This window comes from Catenuloplanes sp. NPDC051500 (assembly GCF_044454585.1).
GTDB lineage: Bacteria > Actinomycetota > Actinomycetes > Mycobacteriales > Micromonosporaceae > Catenuloplanes.
The window spans coordinates 1-22,208 of sequence record NZ_JBITDX010000039.1; the positions used below are offsets into that span (position 1 = coordinate 1).

The following is a 22,208-nucleotide window of genomic DNA, read 5'->3' on the forward strand; positions in this document are numbered from 1 at the left end:
GGGAACAAGGGTGTCACGACCGCGGCGAACGTCATGTACAACTCGTACATCGGTGATCTGGAGACCTGTTTCAAGCTGATGCCTGTTGCGCTGTATCGCTCGTTGGAGATCAGGTCGCGTGGGTTCGGCATGGAGGCCGAGGTCACGGGGAAGCTGTTGCGCCAGCGGATCCGGCCGTATGAGGTGCCGATCTCGTACCGGGCCCGGGGTCGCGAGGAGGGCAAGAAGATCACGTGGAAGGACGGCGTGGAGGCGATCTGGATCCTCGCCCGCGAGCGCGTCCGCAAGCCTCACTCCTCCTGAACCCGCCCCGCCTCATGGGCGTTTCAGCAGGATGAATCCCGCTTCGTCCCGAATCACCTGGTAGCCGCCCGCGATGGCATCGGCGAGCGCCTTGTCGCGCTGCTCGCCGTTGAGCGGATAACCCTGAGGCGAGAGCCGGTCGACCACGATCCACTGCGGGTTCGGGCGGAGACCGGGGAAGCCGAACAGCGTGGTGAGCGTGCGATTCGTCAGCTGCGGCACCAGGTTGTTCGACGCGGCGACCATGACGCCGTCCGGGATCTCGCCGAGGATGCTGCGCGCGACGGCGATCCGCGGGTCGTCTCGCCAGGTCTCCGACCGGAAGGTCTGGTAGAGCGGCGTTCCTGGGAACAGCAGCAACGGCACCACGGCGACGACTGCCAGCTCGACGCGCATGATCCGGCGGCCCTCCGGCGCCTCGACCGACCTGGTGCGGGTGAGGGCCGCGATCAGCGCGGCGAAGAGCACAGGCATCAGCACGGCGCTGTAGTGGTAGCCGATCCCCCAGTACTCCTGCTTGTCCGCGGCGAACCGCCAGGCGAGGGTGGGGACCGCGACCAGGATCAGCGGTGAGCGCAGCGCGGCGAACGCGGTGATCGCGAGCGTGGTGAACAGCGTGCTCAGTTTGACCGGCGCCAGCAGCACCTCGCGGACGTACTGACCCAGCGGCATCGCGTCGGCGCTACCGCCCACCATCGAGGTGTAGGCGTACGCGCCGTCCGGGCTCATGGCCGGCAGGAACACGGTCACCACGAGCACGAGGCCGATCACACCGGCCGCGGCGACCGCGAAGCCAAGCCGCCGCGCGCCGTAGAAGGCGATCAGCAGGCCGATCGCCGCGACAGTGAGACCCAGATCCTCCTTGACCAGCAGCAGCGGAAGCGCCCACGCCGCCGCCGCGACCATCCGCCGTTCGCCGAGCGCGGTCAGGCTCATCGCCACAAGCGGCACCGCGAAGGCCACCTCGTGGAAGTCGAAGCGCACCGCCTGCGCGATGCCGAACGACAGCCCGTATCCGAGTCCGACGACGAGGGCCGGCCCGGTGCCGAGCGCCCGGCGCGCCCAGCCGACGAGCGGCACGACGGCGACGGCCATCAGCGCGGACTGCGCCACCAGGAGCGTGATCGGGCTCGGGAAGAGCCGGTAGAAGGGGGCGAGGAGGATCAGGGCCGGCGTGAAGTGGTCGCCGAGCTGCCGGAAGCCGGGACCCTTGAGCTCGGTCACCCCCGGGCGCCCCTCGGAGTAGGACCGGACGACCTGCTCGAAGATGCCCAGGTCGTACCCGTACGTCTGGAGGAGCTGGTGTGCGCGGATCGACGACACCGCATAGAGCACGAACAGCACCAGAGCCAGGCCCCAGCCGAAATACGAACTCGCCGGCCCGATCGACGGCAGGCGCCGCCACCGGGAGGCCGTCTCCGTAGGAGTGATCGCCATGGGTGGTAAGTATGCGGCGCGACCGCCGATGCCGGTCTGACGGGTGCGGACAGCCGTCTCGGCGGACGCACTATCCTGCGCACGCTCCGGCAGGAGGACTCCTACGCCGGGGAATCCGGCATGCCGGTGATCGCCGCGAGCGCGACGCTGACTGCCGCCACATCGTCGCGGATCGTCGCGAGCAGTCCGGAGACGCTCTCCGTGGCGGTCGCCGTCTGCTGAGCGAGCGCCTTGACCTCGCCGGCGACCACCGCGAAGCCCTTACCTGTCTCACCGGCCCGGGCCGCTTCGATTGTGGCGTTGAGCGCCAGGAGGTTGGTGCGGTCCGCGACCACAGTGATGAGCTTGAGGGCCTCGTCGATGGAGCCGACCGACTCCGACAGCCGCCTCGCCGCCGCGTCTGCCTCGATCGCGAGCGCGCGGGCCTGGGCGGTCATCGGTATGTCGGTTGCCATCGTGTCGGCCCGCCCCCTCAGCTCGTCCGACGAGAGCATAGGACCGCACGGTGCCGGCCCGGGTGGGTCTTTCGTAATTCGTCTGCGTGCCCGCCACGAACGCGGGCCGGACTCGGCGCTGGTGATGAGTTGTCGCCGCCGCGGCCGTCATACCTGGGACGGGGCCGGACGAGGCGGGAGAATGACGTGATGGGTACGGACATGCGGCTTGGCGAGGTCGACGAGCCCGCGTTCTCGGGGTTGGCGGAGCGGCACCGGCGGGAGCTGCACGTGCACTGCTACCGGATGCTCGGCTCGTTCGAGGACGCGGAGGACGCCGTGCAGGAGACGTTCCTGCGGGCCTGGCGGCGGCGGGAGACGTTCGAGGGGCGGTCGACGTTCCGGGCCTGGCTGTACCGGATCGCCACCAACGCGTGCCTGGACCTGCTGGCCAAGATCCGCCCGGAGCCGGCGTCCGGCGGTGAGGTGCTGTGGTTGCAGCCCTACCCGGACCGGCTGCTCGACGAGCTGCCCGCGGGCGAGGCGGACGCGCCGGAGACGCGCGCGGTGGCGCGGGAGACGATCGAGCTGGCGTACCTGGTCGCGGTCCAGCACCTCGCCCCACGGCCGCGCGCCGTGCTGATCCTGCGGGACGTGCTCGGCTGGCCGGCGAAGGAGGTCGCGGAGCTGCTCGGCGACTCGGTCAACTCGGTCAACAGCGCGCTCCAGCGGGCCCGGGCCGGCATGCGGGAGCACCTGCCCGCGGAACGGCAGGACTGGACCGGCGGCGAGAAGGACACCACGACCCGCGAGTTGGTACGCCGCTTCACCGACGCCAGCGTGGCCACGGACATCCCGGTGCTGGCCGCGATGCTTCGCGACGACGTCAGGTCGTCGATGCCACCCACGCCGGGCCTGTCAATCGGCCGCGACGCGGTGGTGACCACCTGGGCCGGGGACGGCTTCGAGGGCATGACCGGCCTGCGCGGCGTCCCCACCTCGGTGAACCGCCAGCCCGCCGTGGCGTTCTACCACTGGAACGAGCGGGAGGGCGCCTACCTGCCGCTGACAATCGACGTCCTGCGCATCACCGGCGGCGAGATCACCGAGATTTTCATCTTCCACGCCGACCGGTTCTCCCGGCTCGGCCTGCCGGAGCGTCTCCCGGCGGAGTAGCGCCCCGGGCATCTCCCGGCGGAGTAGCGCGGCGGGCGTCGATGAGCGCGCCCACGCCGTCCAGGATGCGGGCGAGGCCGAAGTCGAGCGCCTGGTCCCGGCCGTCCGCGGCCCCGGGCCGACGCCATCGCGGCGATCACGGCCTCCGACGTGGGGGCGGGCGGCGTCGGGCACTCGCCGCGGCCCGGCACACCACGTCGGGACAGCGCCTAGACCCCCGTGCCGCAGGTGGCGCCGTTCAGCGCGTACGCGCTCGGTGCTCCGCTGTCGCCGGTGTGGGTGGCCTGGAATCCGAAGGTGACCGAGCCGCCGGGCGCGAGCGTCGCGTTGTGGCCGACGTTTGTCGCGGTGACCCGCCCGGACGAGGGCGCGTAGGAGGCGTTCCAGCCGTTGGTGACGGTCTGCCCGGCGGGAAGGCTGAAGGCGAGGGCCCAGCCGTTGAGGGTGGAGCCGCCGGTGTTGGTGAGCGTGATGTTCGCGGTCAGGCCGTTGTTCCAGGCGTTGACGGTGGCGCTCGCACGGCAGGCGCCGCCGGGGGCCGGGGTGGTCGGCGTCGGCGACGGTGTCGAGGGCGGGGGAGTGGTCGGATCCGGCGTCGGCGTGCCGCTGCCGAACTGGCTGAAGAACCGCCACACCTCGCTGCCGACCCAGGACGTCGAGGCGTTCCGGTCGGTCGGCAGCGGCACGTGGTCACCGTCGTGCGCCGCCCACTGGACCGGGTAGCCGGGCCGGCAGCCCGAGTAGGTGGTGGTGATGTGGGTGCCGCTGCCCTGGGCCGGCTCCGGCGGGTTCTGTGCCGTGCAGCCGTTGGCCCGGACGAACGTGTCCCGGATCGACCGGCCCTGCGAGATGTTCAGGACGCTGTCCCGGATGCCGTGGATGCCGAAGTAGGCGACCGGCTGGGAGGCGGTGGAACAGCCGCCGCTGAGGTTGGCGCCGGCGATCGGCGCGACCGCCCGGAACACGTCCGGCCGGGCGCAGGCCAGGGCGAAGCTCATCGCGCCGCCGTAGCTGAAGCCGAGCGCGAACCGCCGGGTCGTGTCCACGCAGAGGTCGTTCTCGACAGTGCGGAGGATGTCGTCGACGAGCGTGACGTCGCGCCCGCCGGTGTTCGCCCAGCCGGCGTCGAGGCCCTGGGGCGCCACGAAGATCGCGCTGTTGGCCGCCTGCTGCTGCAGGCCGTAGAACCCGTTGCCGACCACGTCGTTGGCACTGCCGTTGAGCCAGTGCAGACCGACGACGAGCCGGTAGGCCTGTGTGCTTGTGTAGCCGGACGGCAGCCGCAGCATGTACGTGCGGGCACGTCCGCCGCTCTGGATCGTGTAGGTCCCGTCGCGCAGGGTCGGGCTCTTGCCGCACCCGGCCGTGCTCGCCAGGAGGCCTGCCGTCTCGGCGGACGCGCTCCCGCCGATCAGCGCGGCCGTGCCGGACACGATCAGCATCGCCGCGGCGACGGCCGTACCCAGCAGGCGGTTCTTTCCTGCTCTTGGCTGTGTCATCGAGAGTCGCTCCTCCGCAAGACATCGACGTTAATCGTTGTGATGTCAGGAATAGCACGGTGCCGGCGGTGCTCTTGCGGGCGTCGTTCCGCGAATCTCCAGCGTGCTGCGGTGGGCGCCGGGCGTAACACATTTTCGGCAACCTTTTCTTGCTGATCATGCGAAGAGTCGCTGCTGGAGTCGGGTGGATGCCTCGCTGCGCCGGTCACCGGGCCTGATCCACAGCCCGAAACTTCCAGGCAGATTCCGCAATCACGCGGTCGCAGTGCTGAGCAGATCGCTCGATCGAGCGATTTCACTGCCGCCGATGGGACGGTGTTCGCGCACGTCGGAGCCTTATATCTGGAGGCCACGGCCATGGTCGCGCCGCAAAAGATCGAGAAATGCAAATATGTTTTGTCTTGGATGTATCGGCAAAGTTACGTAACCTGACCTCCGAGGCGACCTCTGTTCGAGCGGTCGGCCCTCGCTCACGCGGGTCCTTCAGAGAGGAAGCAACACGTGACTGTCAACGCGAAAACACGGGTCACGCCGAGGCGTGCGCTCCTACTGGGAGCGGTCGCCGCGCTCGCCGCCGGGATGGTGGTCGGTGTGACCGGCGCGGCGCAGGCCGGCACCACGCTGGGGGCGTCGGCGGCGGAGAAGGGCCGGTTCTTCGGCACCGCGGTCGCGGCCGGCCGGCTCGGTGACTCCGCGTACACCACGATCCTGAACCGTGAGTTCAACCAGGTGACGCCCGAGAACGAGATGAAGACCGACGCGACCGAGCCGCAGCAGAACCAGTTCAGCTACGGCAACGCGGACCGGATCGTCGCGCACGCCCGCGCCAACGGCATGCAGGTCCGCGGCCACACGCTCGCCTGGCACGCGCAGCAGCCGAGCTGGATGCAGGGCATGTCCGGAAGCACGCTGCGCAACGCGATGCTCAACCACGTCACCCAGGTCGCCACCCACTTCCGCGGCCAGGTCGCGTGGTGGGACGTGGTCAACGAGGCGTTCGCGGACGGCGGTGGCGGCGGGCGGCGCGACTCCAACCTGCAGCGCACCGGGAACGACTGGATCGAGGCGGCGTTCCGGGCCGCACGCGCGGCGGACCCGAACGCGCAGCTCTGCTACAACGACTACAACACCGACAACTGGACCGACGCCAAGACCCAGGGCGTCTACCGGATGGTGCAGGACTTCAAGCAGCGCGGCGTGCCGATCGACTGCGTCGGGTTCCAGTCGCACTTCACCGGCGGCTCCAACTACCCGAGCAACTACCGCACCACGCTGTCCAGCTTCGCCGCGCTCGGCGTGGACGTGCACATCACCGAGCTGGACATCCGCAACGCGCCTGTGGACGCGTACCGCAACGTCACGAACGACTGCCTCGCGGTCGCCAGGTGCAAGGGCATCACGGTGTGGGGCATCCGCGACTCCGACTCGTGGCGGTCGAGCGAGAGCCCGCTGCTGTTCAACGGCAGTGGCCAGAAGAAGTCGGCGTACGACGCGGTGCTCGCCGCGCTCAACAACGGCACCACGCCGCCCACCGGCACCCCGACCACGCCGCCGCCGACCACGACTCCGCCGCCGAGCGGCTCCTGCACCGCCTCGGCCACACCCGGTCAGGTGTGGGGCGACAGGTACAACACCTCGGTGACGGTCAGTGGCGCCAGCACCTGGGCGGTCGTCGTCTCCATCACCTCCCCGCAGAAGATCTCGTCGACCTGGAGTGGTTCGCCCACCTGGGACGGCAGCGGCCTCGTGATGACGATGCGCTCCAACGGCAGCGGCGACACGTTCGGCTTCACCACGATGATGAACGGCAACAGCAGCGCCCGGCCGCAGATCGTCTCCTGCACCGCGGGCTGACACACCTCCACGGCACCCGGCGGGGTGGGCACGCCCCGCCGGGTGTCAGAGCCCGAGATACGCGGTACGCACGGCCGGGTCGGCGAGCAGCGCGTCGGCGGTGCCGGAGAGCGCGACATGGCCGGTCTCGATGACGTAGCCGCGGTCGGCCACCTCAAGCGCGCGGGCCAGGTTCTGCTCGACGAGCAGGATGGTGAGGCCCGCCGCATGCAGCTCGCGGATCGCGGCGAACATCTGGGTGACGACCACCGGGGCCAGGCCGAGGCTTGGCTCGTCCATCATCAGCAGCCGCGGGCGGGACATCAGCGCCCGGCCGATCGCCACCATCTGCTGTTCGCCGCCGGACATGCTGCCGGCCAGCTGTGCGGCCCGCGACTCAAGCACCGGGAAACGGGCGTAGACCTCCGCGAGCGTGGTGGCGCGGTGCGCGCGGGCCGGCCGGGAGTAGGCGCCGAGCTCCAGGTTCTCCCGGACGGTGAGCTGCGGCCAGAGCTCCCGCCCCTCGGGGACGAGCGCGATGCCCAGGCCGGGTCGCCGGTGCGCGGGCACTGTGTGCAGCGGAGCCCCGTCGAAGAGCAGCTCGCCGCGGGAGACCGGCCGGACGCCGGCGACGGCGCGCAGTGTGGTGGTCTTGCCGGCGCCGTTCGCGCCGAGAAGCGTGACCAGCTCGCCCTCGTCGACAGTGAGGCTGACGCCGCGCAGTGCCTGGGCGTCACCGTAGAACACGTCGATGTCGCGGATCTCAAGCACCGGCGGCCTCCTTGCCCAGATAGGCCTCGATGACAAGCGGATCGTTCGCCACCTCGGCGGGCAGGCCCTCGGCGATCTTCCGGCCGTGGTCGAGCACGATCACCCGGTCGGAGAGGCTCATCAGCGCGTGCATCACGTGCTCGATCATGATGATGGCGATGCCCCGGTCGCGGATCTGCCGGATCAGCCCGACGAACGCGGCGCCCTCGACCGGGTTGAGCCCGGCCACCACCTCGTCGAGCAGCAGCACGCGCGGGCCGGTGGCGAGCGCACGCGCCACCTCAAGCCGTTTGCGGCCGGCGAGCGTGAGCTCGCCGGGGAGCCGTCCGGCCCGGTCGCCGAGCCCGATGAAGTCGAGGATCTCCAGGGCCGCGCCGCGCGGGTCGCGATGGGCGCCGCCGGGCCGGCCGTAATGGTGCCCGACAAGCACGTTCTCAAGCACTGTGAGACGAGCGAAAGGCCTGACGATCTGGTGGGTACGGCAGACGCCGCGATGCACGGCCCGGTGTGCGGCCCGTCCGCTGACCGGCACGCCGTCGAGCAGCACCCGCCCGGCGGTGGGCCTTATCGAGCCGGCCGCGACGGAGAACAGCGTGGTCTTGCCGGCGCCGTTCGGCCCGATCAGCCCGAGGATCTCGCCGTCGTCCAGGTGGAAGTCGACGTCGTCCACCGCGCGCAGCCCGCCGAAGTGCCGGCTCACGCCCTCGCCGGTCAGCAGCGCGCTCACGTCGTACCCCTGCGGAGTGGTCTGATGATTCTGGAGGCCAGGCCGGTCAGGCCGAGCGGTTCGAAGAGGATGATCACCACGAGCAGCGCGCCGTAGAGGCCGAGGTAGAACTGGGAGTAGCTGGCAAGCAGGAACTCCTGGATGATCACGAAGACGACCGCGCCCCACAGTGGACCGAGCACCACGCCGATGCCGCCGATCACGGCCATCAGGATCAGCGAGATCGACCTGTCGAAGCTGAACATGTCCTGCGGGTCGATGAACGCCTGGTAGGAGGCGTAGAAACCGCCGCAGACGCCGACCATCGCGCCGGACAGGAACAGCACCACGTCCTGGTAGAGCACGGGGTTGACGCCCAGGTCGCCGGCGGCCTCGACGTCCTCCTTGATGGCGAGCAGCCCGAGGCCGATCCGGGAGCGGCGCAGCCACCACGAGATCGCCACGGCGGCGGCGAGCAGGTAGAGGCCGTACCAGTAGAGCTCGAATTTGGTGGGGTTGCCGTCGAGCGGGAGGGACAGGCCGGACGAGCCGCCGGTGAAGCCGGACCAGTAGGTGGCGACCAGCCGGGTCGCCTCGCCGACGCCGATCGTGGCGATCGAGAAGTACGGGCCGCGCAGCCGCAGCGTCGGATGGCCCCAGAGCACCGCGAACACGCCGGCGACCAGGCCGCCGACGATCCAGGACAGGCCGAACGGCAGGCCGGTGGCGAGCATGACCCGGGCGGCGACGAAACCACCGACGCCGAACATGGCCGAGTGCCCGAAGCTGATCTGGCCGACGAAGCCGCCGAGCCAGTTCCAGGCGAGCGCGGCGGCCATGAACATGTAGGTCAGCCCGACGATGTTGTGCGTGTAGTCGCCGACCGGAAGCACCAGCGGCGCGATCCAGAGCAGCACAAGCGCGGCGGCGAAACCTGCCACCCTCGGCATCACCGCAGCACCCGCTGGCCGAACAGGCCGCCCGGCCGCAGCACGAGCACCACCACAAGAAGCACGAAACCGACGGCGGAGGTCAGGTACGGCGGGACCACGTACACCGCGAAGACCTCGGCGAACGCCAGCACAAGCGCGCCGATAGCGATCCCGACGATGCTGCCAAGCCCGCCCAGTACGATGATCACGAAGCTCTTCAGCAGCTCACCGGCGCCGAACGACGGCGTGAACGCGAACAGCGTGGACGCCAGCACGCCGGCCAGCCCGGCCAGCGCGGTGCCCAGCCCGAACGTCAGCAGGTAGACGCGCTCCACGTCGATCCCGACAAGCGTGCAGCTCTCCGGGTTCTGCGCGACGGCCCGGATCGCCTTGCCGAGGTAGGTGCGGGTGAGCAGCAGGTGCAGCGCGAGCAACGCCACGACCGCCACACCGAAGACAGCGATCCGGGTGACCGAGAAGCCGCCGCCGAGAATGATCACCGAACTGGTCGCGTACGACGTCTGGATCACCTGCTCGTTGCCGGTGAACAGCAGGTAGGCGGCGTTGCGGATGATCAGCCAGACCCCGAAGAGCAACAGCAGCGACTGTACGGCCCCGGCCGGCCCACGCGGGATGAACCGGACCAGGCCCAGATAGATCACCACGCCCACGCCGAAGAAGACGGCAAGCGCGATCGGGATGGCCAGGAACGGGTCGATGTGGAACCTCTCGAACAGCTGCCAGGCCAGGTACGCGGCGGCCATGATGATCCCGCCGTGCGCGAGGTTGACGATCCGCAGCACGCCGTAGATCAGGCCCAGCCCGTACGCCATCGCCGCGTAGAACCCGGCCAGCAGCACCGCCGAGATCGCCAGCGTCGACACCTCGCCCATCAGTTCTTGCAGGTGGGATTGGGGGCGACACCCGCGCCGGTGGCGATGTCGGCCGGGAAGATGATCGGCGAGGTGCCGTCCGGCAGGTTCTGCTGGACCACGAACGGGTAGTCGGCCTGGCCGCCGGTCGCGGCCGGATAGCTGAGCTTCCCGCCGGGCAGGATCGAGTCCATGGTGAGCGTGGAGAGCGCGTCCCGCAGCTTCGTCCGGTCGACCGAGTCGGCCGTGTCGATCGCGGTGAAGAGCGAGCGCGCCGCCTCGTAGCCGAGCGCCTGGTACCACTCCGGATCCGTACCGTGGCGGCTCTTGAAGGCTTCGATGAACGTGCTGTTCAACGCCGTGTTGCCGAGCTGCTTGTTCCACCAGACCGCGGACAGGATGTAGTTGATCCCGTCCTGGCCGAGCGCGGTGCGGGCGTCCGACTCGCTGCCGCGCGCGCCGTAGGTGATCACCGGTGCGCACATGCCGGAGCTGATGTACTGCCGCTGCATGGTGATGAAGTCCGGCAGGTGCGCGTCCACCATGACCAGATCGGCGTCGGCGGAGCGGACCGTGCTTAGGATCGCGGAGAAGTCCTTGCCGTCAAGCGCGAACGACTCGTCGACCACCACCTGGTAGCCGTCCGGGTGCGCGCCTGTGAAGTCCTTGACGCCCTCGGCGAAGTCCTCGCCGTGCGACGTGTTCTCCCAGACCACCGCGACCTTCGCCGGCTTCGGCAGCCTGCCCGCGGCCTGCTGGGCGTCGATCCACCTCATCTCGGTGGTGGCCAGGTTCGACACCGGGGCGAGCGTGCCGAAGACGTAGCTGAAGCCCTTGGCGTAGATCGAGGTCGCGGCGCCGCCACCGTTCACGTAGGGAATCCGGTTCTGCTCCGCGACAGTGCTCTGCGCCTCGATCAACGCGGTCGAATACGTGCCCAGCAGCGCGTTGACCTTGTCCTGGGTGATCAGGCGCTCGGCCAGGTTGATCGCCTTGGCCTGGTCTGTGGTGTCGTCGAGCAGCTTCAGCTCGACCGGCACCTTCGTCCCGCGGACGTCGATGCCGCCGTCCGCGTTCTCCAGCTCGACGGCCAGCTCGTACCCCTGCTTGAACCGGCCGCCGCTCTTCGACTCGGCCCCGGTCAGCGGCAGGGTCGCACCGATCACGATCTTCGCTGGTACGTCGTCCGTGCCGGAACCACCGGAATCACGCCGACTCGGCGCGCACCCGGTGGTGGCGAGCAGCAGCAGTGCGGTGCATGTGGCGAGGGCTCTGGTAGGCAGTGTCACGGCTGATCCCTTCCGTCCCCTGTGGAGAGATCCGGTGTAGAGATCGCCATCTTTGCATCAATCGATGTCCACGGGTTGTCCGTTCTCTGACTGCCGCGTCAGTGCAGCCGTGCGGCTCACGACGCGGTCAGGTCGGTCAGGTCGCGCATCAGCTCCGAGGCGGTGACCGGGTCCAGCTTGTCGACCGGGACGGACGGGCGGTTCGACCACCGTCCGTCCGGGTTCTCCGAGATGTACAGCCTGCCGAGCGTCTGCTCCTCGAACTCGGTCACCATGCCGACCGCGATGCCCGGGTCCAGGTCGAGGACGGCGTACCTGCCGCCGCGCAGCGGGCGTTCCATCCAGCCCTGGATTCCGGCGTCCTGCGGGGCGCCGCGCCGCCAGCCCTTCTTCTCCAGGCCGAGCACCCGGCCGACCGGCACGACCCGGCCCTCGATCGCGGCGAAATCGGCGGGTCCGGGGGTGTAGACCTCGCGGCCGAGCTGCGGGAACGGCTGCACGATCACGTAGTCCGCGAGAACCTCGGACCAGTCCGGGACCAGCGCGCCGAGCTCGATCGGGTGCGGCAGGCCGATCTCGGCGTCGTCCGCGACAGTCAGCGGGTCGTCGTCGCGTCCGGCGAGGCTGCGGTCCTCCGCCACCCGGAAGCCCGCGCTCAGGACGCCGTCGGTGTAGACGGCCCAGACCAGCCGCCGGACGATGTGCCAGAGCAGCGGATGCCCGGCGAAGTACTGCCGGAACTCGGCGCCGGTCCAGCGGCGGCCGGCGACCATGGCCCGTTCCAGGCGGGCGATCTGGTCGGACGCGATGGTCCGCACGTCCTTCTTCAGTGCGGCGAACCTGGCGTACGCCTCCGCGGCGATCTCGGCGTCGTCCTTCGCACCCGGCTTCGGCAGCGCCTTGAGCCGTTTCCCGGCCGCATCGGTCACGTACGGCTTGAGCTGCTCGTCGAAGCCGACCACGAACTGCCGCGGCCCGTAGTCAAGCCGCATCGACCCGTCCGCGGACAGGCCCAGGTCCGGCACGAGCCGGTCGGCCAGCTCCTCCGCGGTCAGGCCGAGCGCCGCGGCCACCTCGTCGATCTTCGCGGTCGCACGGTCCTTCAAGCCCTTGAACTTCACCTTCTGCGCGATGCCGTGCAGGTGCATCAGCGCCACGTCGGTGCCGATCGCGGCCAGCACGTCCAGACCGGTCACCGCCTTGGAATGACCGCCCTCGCCCGGCCAGGCGCGGATCACCGGGGCCAGCCGCCGGACCGTCTCGTCGTCGCCGGTCACGCCGAGCGACTCAAGCGCCCAGCCGTCCTTGGCCGGGGTCCCGGCCGCGATCCAGCGCTGCAGGACCGCCCAGCCCAGCTCCGCCAGGTCACGCGGGACGAGCAGGTCCTTCGCGATCGCGATCCCCGGGTACGGATCGTCCGGCTTCGAGAACGCCAGCATGGTGAGCAGGTGCCGGACCGAGTCGACAGGCAGCGCGCCGGAGCCGTCACGCAGCGCCACCCGGGGCAACGTCTCCACATCGGTCCAGCCGGCGAGCGCCGGGATCTTCGCCGGGAGGACGGAGAGCGGGTCGGTGTCAAGCACGGCGGTGACCGCGGCGGCGGCCTCGTCTCCGTACCCGGCCGCGGCCGCCAGCACCTCGTCCCGGCCGAGCACGCGCAGCGCGGCCTCGGCCGAGCGCCGGGCCACACCGGCCCTGCCGAGCGCGGCGGGGATCAGGTCCCGCGCGGCCGCGGCCGGATGGCGGGTCAGCCACGTGCGGGCCAACTCCCGCAGCGACTTCGTCCGGGTGAACCAGTCCGCCATGATCGTGGCGATCTCCGGGCCGGTGAACGGCAGCAGCGACGGCGCGGCGGCCGGGGCGCGCTGGGCGATCCGGACGGCGGCGGGCAGCGCGGCGACACCGTGCCGGGCCAGGATCGGCGGCAACCACACCTCGGAGCTCCACACGTGCTCCGGGCGCCAGTCCGCGAGAAGGGGCAGGGCCAGCTCCTCCGGGCCGCACGCGAACAGCAGGCTCTCCTCGCCGTAGCGCAGCTCGCCCCGCCCGTACCGTGCGGCCAGGTCCTGGTAGTCGGCCTTGCCGGCGTTGTTCGTGAAGTAGTAGTACTCGTCCCGCTTGGCAGTGAAAGCCGCGCGCTCGCCGGGCAGCCACGCCTCGGCCGCGGCGGAGTCCGCGGTCAGCCCGGCGATCACGACCGGCTTCGCGGCGGTCTTACGATCCGCCCACGGCGGGCTGACAAGCACCGGAGGCAGCGCGGTCGCGGGCGCGTCCGCAACGTCGGCCGTGTCCGCGAGCAGGCCGCCGATCCGGGACGCGGCCGGGCCGGTCAGCTCAGGCAGCAGCGCGGCGGCCAGCTCCCGGTGCCGGACCACCTGGCCGCGCAGCAGCTCGGCGGCGGGACGCGCACCGGAGGCCGCGGTCAACCGCAGCGCCCGGCGGGGGAAGCGGGCGGCGGCCTCGTGCAGCGCGGGCAGCACGTACTTCTCCGCGGCGCGGTCGAGCAGCGCCCGGTACGCCTCGTCCGTCGGCACCGCCGCGATCATCTGGAGCACCTTGCGCTCCGCATCGGCGCCCCACTGCCTGTCGTCGAGCCAGGTCAGCAGCCGCGGCAGCGCCTCGGCGCCGAGCCCCTCGAACATGGCGGTCAGCCCGGCCTGGTTCCACATGATCCACCAGGGCGTCACGTGGTCCATCACGCGGTCGAGCTGCTCCGCAGTGCGCAGCGACGGGAACAGCAGCGTGCCGACCGCCTGCGGCAGCGGCGCGGACGGCAGCCACGCCACGTCCTCTGCCGTCCAGTCCGCCCGCGTGGTCAGCAGGAAACCGGTAAGTGCCCGCTGAAGCGGATTACCGTCACGGTACGGCGTGAGCGCCGCCTCGGCCGCCGCGAAGTCCGCGGCGCCCGCGGTCGCCAGCCGGTTCCGGACCCGGCCGGAGAACGTCGGCAGGCGCAGCTCCACCCAGCCCCGATGCTGGTACTCACCGCTGAAGTCCCGCTCGGTCATCGCCCGCACGAACGGATCCGAGTAGATCGCCGCCAGCTCGGCCGACACGGTCACGGCGAACGTCAGGCCCCGCGTGACGATCAGGTGGTCGGCCACGTCCGCCACCCGGTCGTCACCCCGCCAGCCGTGCGTCTGCATGAACGCGGCAAGCAGCGCCGCCACACCGACAGGCGTCGCGGTCTCCGGGTCGGCGAGCGCGGCCAGCGCGAGGTCGCCGACGCCGCCGTCCTCGCGCTCGTGCTTCAGATTGCCGAGCGCCGCGTCCCGCTTCGAGGAGAACAGCGCGGCCGCGTTCGCCGCGGCCTTCCGCTCGTCGACCCGCCCGGGCGGATCGGTGAACCAGCCGCCCCGGCGCAGGAGATGCTGCCGCCGCCACCCGCCCACCGGCAGCAGCACGTCCTCATCCGGGCTGTGTCCGAAGTCGTTCACCATGTCGTCTCCCGCATCAGATCGGAACGGCGCCACTGTAACGATCCGGTACGACACTCTGCGCTGGGCGATTCCCAGGTGACACCGGTCGTGGGCGGGCGCATCCCCGGCGCCGGGCGGATCGGCTCAATCGCCGTACCGTGGGGCCATGACGATGGCGTTGTCGCCGCGGACCGCGCGGCTCACCGAGTTGGGTGACTTCCTCAGGCGGCGGCGGGACGCGCTGACCCCGCGGGAGGCCGGGCTGCCCGGCGGCGGGCGGCGGCGCGCGCCAGGCCTGCGGCGCGACGAGGTGGCCGGGCTGGCGCACCTGTCCGTGACCTACTACGAGCGGTTGGAGCAGGGGCGCGGCCCGCACCCGTCCGCGGCCACGCTGTCCGCGCTCTGCACCGCGCTGCGGCTGACCTGCGACCAGCGCGACCACCTGTTCCGGCTGGCCGGGCATGCCGCGCCTGTGGTCCCGGTGGCGGACGAGACGCCGGACCCGGGCCTGCTGTCGCTGCTGCACGCGAACCTGGTCACGCCCGGCTACCTCTCCGACGATCTCGGCACCATCCTGGCGCAGAACCCGATGAACGTGGAGCTGTTCGGCCGGTTCGCCGGTGCGGCCGGCCGGGAGGGGAACCTGGCCTGGCGCTGGTTCACGTCGCAGGCCTGGCGGGACACGCTTGAGCCCGGCCAGGACCACGAGCAGACCTCGCTTGCCACTGTCGCGGACCTGCGCGCGGTGGTGGCGCAGCGCGACTACGACGAGGCGTCGCGCGCACTGGTCGAGGCGCTGATCGAGGCCAGCCCGGAGTTCGCCGGGCTGTGGGACGCGCACGACGTGGCGGTGCTGCACTGCAGCACGAAGCACATCCACGAGGAGCGGGTCGGCGCGCTCGACCTGGACTGCGTGATCGCCACCAGCCCGCACTCCCGGCAGCGGCTGCTGTTGCTGCACCCGATGGCCGGCACCGAGACCGGTGCGCGGCTCGCCCGGCTGGCGGCGCTGATATCCCCGTCCTGACAGTGCGTGGTTAGCGTGCGGAAAGCTTTCTAGCGTTGCGGCCGTGAATACGCACCCGAACCCGATCGTCCTCGTCCACGGCTTCTGGCACGGCAGTTGGTGCTGGAGCCCGGTCACCGAGCGTCTGGCGCGCCGCGGCGTACCCTCGCTGGCAGTTGACTGTGAAGGCTTCGGCCTGCACGCCCGGTCGCCGGAGGCCCGCTGGGCACGCCCGTTCGCCCCGGCCGCCTACGCCACCGCGCCGTCGCCTGTCGCGGACGTCACCGCCACCTCGGCCGCGGAGGTGCTTGTCGCACAGCTGCGCGGCCTCGGCCGCCCGTCCGTGGTGGTCGCGCACAGCATGGGCGGCGTGGTCGCGACGCGCGCGGCCGAACTCGCACCGGAGCTGTTCGAGGCGCTCGTCTACGTCACCGCGTTCGCGCCGGTCGCGGGCGTGCCGGCCGGCTTCTACATCGGCGAGCCGGAGAACGAGGGCGAGCGGATCACCCGCCTGATGGCCGCGGACCCGACGGTGACCGGCGCGCTGCGCATCGACCCGGCCGACCCGGCCCGGCACCCGGACATCCGCGACACGTTCTACCACGACGTGGACCCCGCGACGGCTGACGCGGCAATCGCGCTGCTGAGCCCGGACGGCCCGTTCGGCATCACGACCGAGGCGTTCGAGGTGACACCGGAGCGCTACGGCCGGGTGCCGCACACCTACGTCGTCTGCACCGAGGACCGCGGCGTCCCGGCCGCGTTGCAGCGCCGCATGATCCGCGAGATCGACGCGGTCGCCCTCCGCCCGGCCACCGTCGTCGAGCTGCCGACCTCGCACTCCCCGTTCCTGTCCGCGCCGGACGCGCTCGCCGACGCGCTCACGACCGTCTACCGCCGAAGCCTGTCCACGACCACCGCATGAGAAACGGCGCCTGACGGCGAAGATCCAGGACATCTTCCCGCTCTGCGGGTGGTGCTGCCCGCACGCTCCCGCGGGCACCGGTCGTCGCCCAGGGGCTCCTCCCTTCCGGTCCCGCGGGGCTGATCTTTCAGCCCTTCAGGCCGGTGAAGGCCATCGTTGCCACGAAACGCTTCTGGGCGACGAGGAAGGCGACGATGAGCGGGACCGTGGCGATCACGTTGCCGGCCATCAGCTGGGACCATTCGGTGCGGCGGGTGCCCTGGAAGCTGGCGAGGCCGACCTGGAGCGTGAAGCGGTGGTCGTCGGAGATGGCGACAAGCGGCCAGAGCAGATCGTTCCAGCTGGAGAGCAGCGTGAAGACGGTGAGCGTGGCGAGGGCGGGGCGGGCCAGCGGGAGCACGACGCTGATGAAGGTGCGCCAGGTGCCGGCGCCGTCCAGGCGTGCGGCCTCCTCAAGTTCGCCGGGGAGCGACAGGAAGAACTGGCGCATCAGGAAGATGCCGAACGCGGAGGCAAGCCACGGTACGAACGCGGCCGCGAGCGTGTCCACGATGCCGATCCGGGCGAACATCAGGTACGTCGGGATCATCAGCAGCTGCATCGGGATCATCACGGTCGCGACCACGGCCAGGAACGCGGGGCCTCGGCCGGCGAACTTCAGGCGGGCGAAGCCGTATCCGGCGGTGGAGCAGAGGATCAGGTGGCCGAGCACGGAGATCGCGGAGACCAGCACCGTGTTGCCGAGCCAGGTCAGCACCGGCGTCTCGGCCAGCAGCGCGCGGTAGCCCTCCAGGTGCAGCGCGGTCGGGATCAGCTTCGGCGGGAACTGGTTGATCTCGGCGCTGCTCATGAACGAGGTGAGCACCATCTGGACCAGTGGCAGCACGAACAGCAGCGCCAGCGGCATCAGCAGCAGATGCCAGGGGGAGAACGGGAGTTTGACGGATCGCATCAGAACACCTCCGCGCCGCGGCGGCGGCTGTACCAGATGACGACGAGTGTGAGCAGCAGCGTCACTGCGAACAGCACGTAGGCCGCGGCGGCGCCGTAGCCCAGCCGCTGGGTCTGGAACGCCAGCTCGTAGATGTAGTACACGATCGTCTGCGTACTGTTGAGCGGCCCGCCGCGGGTGGTCGTGTAGATCAGGTCGAACAGCTGCATCGCGGTGATCGTCTGCCAGACCGCGGTGAACACGGTGACCGGGCGCAGCTCCGGAAGCGTGACGTGCCGGAAGACCCGGAACTTCCCGGCACCGTCCACTGTGGCGGCTTCGACCAGCTCGCGCGGGATGTCCTGCAGCGCGGCCAGGTACACCACTGTGGTGAAGCCGACCTGGCCCCAGAGCGCGATCAGGCAGACCACGTAGAGCGCCTGCGCCGGGCTCTCCAGGAACTGCTGGCCGGGGATGCCGAGGTGCCGGAGCGCCTCGTTCACGGCGCCGAACTGCGGGTTGAACACGAAACCGGCAAGGATGCCGGTGGCCGCGGCCGACGCCACGTAGGGCACGAAGATGCAGGTCCGGTAGAAGCCGATCAGACGGATCCGCTGGTTCAGCGCCACGGCGAGCAGAATTCCGAGCACGATCGACGAGGGTACGAACAGCGCGGTCAGCAGCAGCGTGTGCCCGGCCGCGGCCATCATGTCCGGGTCCTGGGCAAGCTGCTCGTAGTTGCGCCAGCCGATCATTGTCGCGGGCGCGATCCCGTTCCACTTGGCGCGGGAGATGATGAACGCCCAGGCGGCCGGGAACAGTGACAGGCCGACCACAAGCAGGGTTGCCGGTCCGGCGAAGGCCCATCCGGTCAGGTGGCGCCGCAGGGCGCTGCCCCGGGGGCCGGGCCGCCTCGCCGGGGAGGCGGCCCGTGACACCGCGAACGTGAGCGCCATCGTCAGCCCACGAGCCCGGCGGACTTCTTGGCGGCGTCGTCGAGCGCCGCCTGCGGGGTCGCGGCGCCCTGCAACACCGCGGCGATCGCGTCGCCGACGTTGCGGGACAACTGCGCGTACCCGCTGACAGTGGGACGGGCCTGCTTCGCGTTGGCCAGGTTGTCGAAGAACTTCTGGCTGCCCGGCCACTCCTTCGTGTACGCGGCGAACTCCGGCGTGAGCGCCTCGGTGCTGCGCAGCGGCAGGTTGCCGAGCGTCAGGTTCCACTTCGCGTCCGTCTCCGCGCTCGTCATCCACGCGATGAAGTCGCGCGCGGCGCCGGCCCGGTTCGGGTCGTCGTGGTCGAGCAGCACCCACAGGTCGGGGCCGGAGACGGTCTGGTGATCGCCGTTGAAGCCGGGCAGCCCGGACACGTCGTACGACAGCCCGGCCTCCTTCAGCTCCAGCAGCGCCCACGGCCCGGAGATGACCATGCCGATCCGGCCGCTGTTGAAGAGCGGCAGGTACTTCTCGTCCGTCTGGTCGAGGTACATCGACTTGTCGTCGACCGCCATCACCCGCAGCGTCTCAAGCGCGGCCACGCCCTGCGGCGAGTTGAACGCGGGCTTGTCACCGTCGAGGATCTTGCCGCCCTGCTGCCAGAGCAGTGGCCACAGGTGCCAGGTGGTGTCCTCGCTGCCGGAGACCGAGTACGCGGTGCCGTACGTGTTTGTCGCCGGGTCGGTCAGCTTCTTCGCCGCGTTCCGGAAGTCGTCCCAGGACCAGTCGTCCGTCGGGTACGCCACCCCGGCCTTGTCGAACAGCTCCTTGTTGTAGATCAGCGACAGGTTGTCGACGAGCGCCGGCACCGCGATGACCTTCCCGTCCACGGTGGCGGTCTGGCGTGCGGCCTCCGGGATCTCGGCCCACTTGAACTCGGGCTTGTTCACGAACTCGGTCAGGTCCTGCGCGTGCCCGCTGGCCGCCAGGTCGCCGGCCCAGCTGCCGAACGCGTAGGAGATGTCCGGGTAGGTGCCGCCGGTGAACCCGGCGGACAGCTTGGTGAGCAGTTCGTCCGTGACGGACGCGCCCGGTGAGGTCTTGATCGTGACGTTCGGGTGCAGCGCGTGGTACTCGGCCGCGAGCTTCTCGGCGATGGCCTCGGCTGCCTCGGTCTGCCCGGTCCACCAGGTCAGCTCGACCGTGGCGTTCGGGTCGTATCCGGCGGCCGCGTCCTTGCCGCTGTCCCCGGTGCCGCCCATGCAGGCGGTCAGGGACAGCGTCAGGACGAGGCCGGCGGCAAGTGCGCGTTTCGGAGTGGTCATCAAGCACCTCGATCGTCGTTGGTCAGATCTCCGCGGAGGTGTCGTGCTTGAACGAGGATTATGCTCGTTCACGCTCGTTTAACAAGATGTGCGCAGTAAACGAACAACCCGAGCTGAGCGTTATTGCCGCAGCGTTTCCGGCATGAGATCGCCGTGCGCGGCCGTCAGCTCGTCGCAGAGCGCCCCGATCGCGTCCACGGTGAGCGTCGCGGCCGTGTTGGGGTCGACCATCGCGGCCTGCCGGACCATCCGCCGGTCGCCGTCCAGCGCCGCCCGGACGGTCAGCTCGCCCACGCTGACCAGGCCCCGGTTGACGGCGGCGAGCTGGGCGGGCAGGTCGCCGACGAACTGCGGGTGGACGCCGAGGCGGTCGACCACGCAGGGGACCTCCACGGCGTACCCCTGTGGCAGGTTGGTGATCATGCCCTTGTTCGGGAGGTTGGCGTGGATCTGGCGCACGGTGCCGGTGACGATGCTGTGGATGACCTGCGGTGCGTATTCCGCGGTCTCCCGCTCGGGCAACGGCAGCGGCTCACCGGCGCGCAGCACGTCGCGGGTGTGCTCGTACTCGGCCACGTTGTCCGCGCTGATCTGCACGTAGTCGCCGACCGGGATGCGCAGCCGGTCGATCTCCTCGTCGTGGTGCAGGTACCACGGGACGTACTCGGAGGAGTGCTCGCTGGTCTCGGTGGGGAAGTAGCCGAGCCGGGCGTACATGTCCATCCTGACCCGCCGGCGCAGCTCGGGGTCGTTCTCGAGCAGCGCGTCCAGGCGTGGGTAGAGCGACTCGCCGCGGTGCGCGAACCGCAGCAGCCAGGCCTGGTGGTTGACGCCGGCCGCGCGGTAGTCGACCTCGTCGAGCGGCACGCCGAGCAGCTCGGCCAGGTCGTGCACGGTCCAGAACACGGAGTGGCAGAGGCCGACGACCTTGAGCTTCGGCGCGCGGTGGCCCAGGTACGCCACGTTCATCGCCATCGGGTTTGTGTAGTTGAGCAGCCACGCGTCCGGGCACAGCTCGGCCATGTCCGCGGCGATCGCGTCGAGCGCCGGGAAGGTGCGCAGCGCGCGGAAGATGCCGCCGATGCCGGCCGTGTCGCCGATCGTCTGCCGCAGGCCGTACTTCGCCGGAATCTCGAAGTCGCGCACCGTCGCGGCGTACCCGCCGACCTGGATCGCGTTGATCACGAAGTGCGCGCCGTCGAGCGCGGCGCGGCGGTCCAGGCTCGCGGTGATCACCGGATGCGCGTCGAGCTGCTCGGCGGTGCGGCGGGCGATCGCCTCCGCCGTCTCCAGGCGTTCCGGGTCGATGTCGTGCAGCGCGAGCGTCACGTCGTCGCGCAGTTCGGCGTAGGAGAGGATGTCGGCCAGCAGCTCACGCGTGAACACCACGCTGCCGGCGCCCATGAAGGCGATCACAGTCGTCATGGCCGGATTCTCGGCAGACGCGCATCCGCGCGCAAGACTGATTGCCTATTCGCTCGCAAACGAACTATCTTGACTGTTCGTTTAGCTAGAGGACGGTGTCATGGCTCAGAGCACGTTGCGTCGCGCCGACCGAGTGTCAGGCATCCTGGAGCGTCTGGCGACCGCCGGCTCCGTCGACGCCACCGAACTCGCCGGTGAGTTCCGGGTCTCGCCCGCCACCATCCGCCGCGACCTCCAGGTGCTCGAGGACCAGCGGCTGCTGTCCCGTACGCACGGCGGCGCGGTCGCGGTCGACGTCGCCTACGAGCTGCCGGTCCGCTACCGGATCGGGCAGCACCGCGAGGAGAAGGCGCTGATCGCCCAGGCGGTGGCGAAGCTGCTGCCCAGGGGTCCGCTCACGCTCGGCCTGACCGGCGGCACGACCACGCACCTGCTGGCCCGGCTGCTCGCCGAGCGGGTGGACCTGACCGTGGTGACGAACGCGCTCAACATCGCGGCCGAGCTGTCGCTGCGCCCCCGGCTCAAGCTGATCATGACCGGGGGCGTGTCCCGGACCCAGTCGTACGAGCTGGTCGGCCCGATAGCCGACCAGGCGCTCAAGGGCCTGAACATGGCGGTCGCGGTGGTCGGCGTGAACGGCATCAGCGTGCGCGGCGGCCTGACCACCCACGACGAGATCGAGGCGAACACGAACGCCACCATGATCCGCCGCGCCGACCGGGTGATAGTGGTCGCGGACGGCTCCAAGGTCGGCAAGGTCTACCTGGCCGAGATCTGCCCGGTCGCGGACATCGCCACGCTCGTCACCGACGCGTCCGCGGACCCGGCCGGCGTCGAGGCGATCCGCCGCGCCGGCGCCGAGGTGATCGTCGTCGGCGCCTGAGCGACACCGCCTGCCGAACGGGTGAAGATACCCGACTTGACGGTCCGTTTTGCCCGGTTTTACTGAATCGTCCGGGCTCCCGGGGTAGACCGGACCTGTCAGTTCGA

18 protein-coding genes and 1 pseudogene are annotated in these 22,208 nt (G+C 70.5%); 6 read left to right on the forward strand and 13 right to left on the reverse strand.

The genetic code is table 11. The annotated features are described in order from the left end of the window. Window positions 1-303, forward strand: a pseudogene (locus ACIA8K_RS39325) (glycosyltransferase family 2 protein); the annotation flags it as partial. 12 nt (window positions 304-315) lie between these two features. Here the strand turns inward: ACIA8K_RS39325 and ACIA8K_RS39330 are convergent. Both ACIA8K_RS39330 and ACIA8K_RS39335 read right to left on the reverse strand, forming a co-directional pair. Then, a complete protein-coding gene (locus tag ACIA8K_RS39330; RefSeq protein WP_396068596.1) occupies window positions 316-1,740 on the reverse strand; it encodes a DUF2079 domain-containing protein in 1,425 nt (474 codons plus the stop codon). 101 nt (window positions 1,741-1,841) lie between these two features. Then, window positions 1,842-2,195, reverse strand: a complete 354-nt coding sequence (locus ACIA8K_RS39335; protein WP_396068597.1) for a methyl-accepting chemotaxis protein — start codon at window positions 2,193-2,195, stop codon at window positions 1,842-1,844. Window positions 2,196-2,384: 189 nt separating this feature from the next. Between ACIA8K_RS39335 and ACIA8K_RS39340 the strand changes: the two genes are divergently transcribed. Continuing rightward, on the forward strand, window positions 2,385-3,350 hold the full coding sequence (locus ACIA8K_RS39340; RefSeq protein ID WP_396068598.1) for an RNA polymerase subunit sigma-70: 966 nt from the start codon (window positions 2,385-2,387) through the stop codon (window positions 3,348-3,350). Between the two features lie 209 nt (window positions 3,351-3,559). Here ACIA8K_RS39340 and ACIA8K_RS39345 read toward each other — a convergent pair whose 3' ends face one another. Beyond that, window positions 3,560-4,849, reverse strand: coding sequence for a cellulose binding domain-containing protein (locus tag ACIA8K_RS39345; RefSeq protein ID WP_396068599.1), 1,290 nt, complete (start codon window positions 4,847-4,849; stop codon window positions 3,560-3,562). Between the two features lie 501 nt (window positions 4,850-5,350). Here ACIA8K_RS39345 and ACIA8K_RS39350 point away from each other — a divergent pair. Beyond that, the gene (locus ACIA8K_RS39350) at window positions 5,351-6,703 is read left to right on the forward strand and encodes an endo-1,4-beta-xylanase (RefSeq protein WP_396068600.1); all 1,353 of its coding nucleotides are present in this window, start codon (window positions 5,351-5,353) and stop codon (window positions 6,701-6,703) included. Window positions 6,704-6,748: 45 nt separating this feature from the next. Here ACIA8K_RS39350 and ACIA8K_RS39355 read toward each other — a convergent pair whose 3' ends face one another. The 6 genes from ACIA8K_RS39355 to ACIA8K_RS39380 all read right to left on the reverse strand — a co-directional run bounded on the left by ACIA8K_RS39355 (window position 6,749) and on the right by ACIA8K_RS39380 (window position 14,692). After that, the gene (locus ACIA8K_RS39355) at window positions 6,749-7,453 is read right to left on the reverse strand and encodes an ABC transporter ATP-binding protein (RefSeq protein WP_396068601.1); all 705 of its coding nucleotides are present in this window, start codon (window positions 7,451-7,453) and stop codon (window positions 6,749-6,751) included. Next, the gene (locus ACIA8K_RS39360) at window positions 7,446-8,180 is read right to left on the reverse strand and encodes an ABC transporter ATP-binding protein (RefSeq protein ID WP_396068602.1); all 735 of its coding nucleotides are present in this window, start codon (window positions 8,178-8,180) and stop codon (window positions 7,446-7,448) included. Before ACIA8K_RS39360 ends, ACIA8K_RS39355 begins: the two co-directional genes overlap by 8 nt. After that, window positions 8,177-9,109 carry a branched-chain amino acid ABC transporter permease gene (locus ACIA8K_RS39365; protein WP_396068603.1) on the reverse strand — a complete coding sequence of 311 codons (933 nt, stop codon included), beginning with the start codon at window positions 9,107-9,109 and terminating at the stop codon, window positions 8,177-8,179. The genes ACIA8K_RS39360 and ACIA8K_RS39365 overlap by 4 nt, the downstream gene beginning before the upstream one ends. Next, complete coding sequence (locus ACIA8K_RS39370) at window positions 9,109-9,984, reverse strand: branched-chain amino acid ABC transporter permease (protein ID WP_396068604.1); 876 nt, start codon at window positions 9,982-9,984, stop codon at window positions 9,109-9,111. Before ACIA8K_RS39370 ends, ACIA8K_RS39365 begins: the two co-directional genes overlap by 1 nt. Then, on the reverse strand, window positions 9,984-11,252 hold the full coding sequence (locus ACIA8K_RS39375) for an amino acid ABC transporter substrate-binding protein (protein WP_396068605.1): 1,269 nt from the start codon (window positions 11,250-11,252) through the stop codon (window positions 9,984-9,986). Before ACIA8K_RS39375 ends, ACIA8K_RS39370 begins: the two co-directional genes overlap by 1 nt. A 116-nt stretch (window positions 11,253-11,368) precedes the next feature. Then, window positions 11,369-14,692, reverse strand: a complete 3,324-nt coding sequence (locus tag ACIA8K_RS39380) for a DUF4132 domain-containing protein (protein WP_396068606.1) — start codon at window positions 14,690-14,692, stop codon at window positions 11,369-11,371. A gap of 145 nt (window positions 14,693-14,837) precedes the next feature. Between ACIA8K_RS39380 and ACIA8K_RS39385 the strand changes: the two genes are divergently transcribed. Then, window positions 14,838-15,698: a helix-turn-helix transcriptional regulator gene (locus tag ACIA8K_RS39385; protein ID WP_396068607.1), complete on the forward strand. Its 861-nt coding sequence runs from the start codon at window positions 14,838-14,840 to the stop codon at window positions 15,696-15,698. A gap of 43 nt (window positions 15,699-15,741) precedes the next feature. Next, on the forward strand, window positions 15,742-16,602 hold the full coding sequence (locus tag ACIA8K_RS39390; protein WP_396068608.1) for an alpha/beta fold hydrolase: 861 nt from the start codon (window positions 15,742-15,744) through the stop codon (window positions 16,600-16,602). 127 nt (window positions 16,603-16,729) lie between these two features. Here the strand turns inward: ACIA8K_RS39390 and ACIA8K_RS39395 are convergent, their stop codons facing one another. The 4 genes from ACIA8K_RS39395 to ACIA8K_RS39410 all read right to left on the reverse strand — a co-directional run bounded on the left by ACIA8K_RS39395 (window position 16,730) and on the right by ACIA8K_RS39410 (window position 21,218). Beyond that, window positions 16,730-17,554, reverse strand: coding sequence for a carbohydrate ABC transporter permease (locus ACIA8K_RS39395; RefSeq protein ID WP_396068609.1), 825 nt, complete (start codon window positions 17,552-17,554; stop codon window positions 16,730-16,732). Continuing rightward, window positions 17,554-18,489 (reverse strand): carbohydrate ABC transporter permease, encoded by a 936-nt coding sequence (locus ACIA8K_RS39400; RefSeq protein ID WP_396068610.1) that lies wholly within the window; start codon window positions 18,487-18,489, stop codon window positions 17,554-17,556. The genes ACIA8K_RS39395 and ACIA8K_RS39400 overlap by 1 nt, the downstream gene beginning before the upstream one ends. A gap of 2 nt (window positions 18,490-18,491) precedes the next feature. Then, window positions 18,492-19,793 carry an ABC transporter substrate-binding protein gene (locus ACIA8K_RS39405; protein WP_396068611.1) on the reverse strand — a complete coding sequence of 434 codons (1,302 nt, stop codon included), beginning with the start codon at window positions 19,791-19,793 and terminating at the stop codon, window positions 18,492-18,494. A 120-nt stretch (window positions 19,794-19,913) separates the two neighbouring features. After that, on the reverse strand, window positions 19,914-21,218 hold the full coding sequence (locus ACIA8K_RS39410) for an alpha-glucosidase/alpha-galactosidase (RefSeq protein ID WP_396068612.1): 1,305 nt from the start codon (window positions 21,216-21,218) through the stop codon (window positions 19,914-19,916). 100 nt (window positions 21,219-21,318) lie between these two features. On the opposite strand from ACIA8K_RS39410, the gene ACIA8K_RS39415 reads away from it, so the two are divergent. Then, window positions 21,319-22,101, forward strand: a complete 783-nt coding sequence (locus ACIA8K_RS39415; RefSeq protein WP_396068613.1) for a DeoR/GlpR family DNA-binding transcription regulator — start codon at window positions 21,319-21,321, stop codon at window positions 22,099-22,101. The last annotated feature ends 107 nt before the right edge of the window (window positions 22,102-22,208 follow it).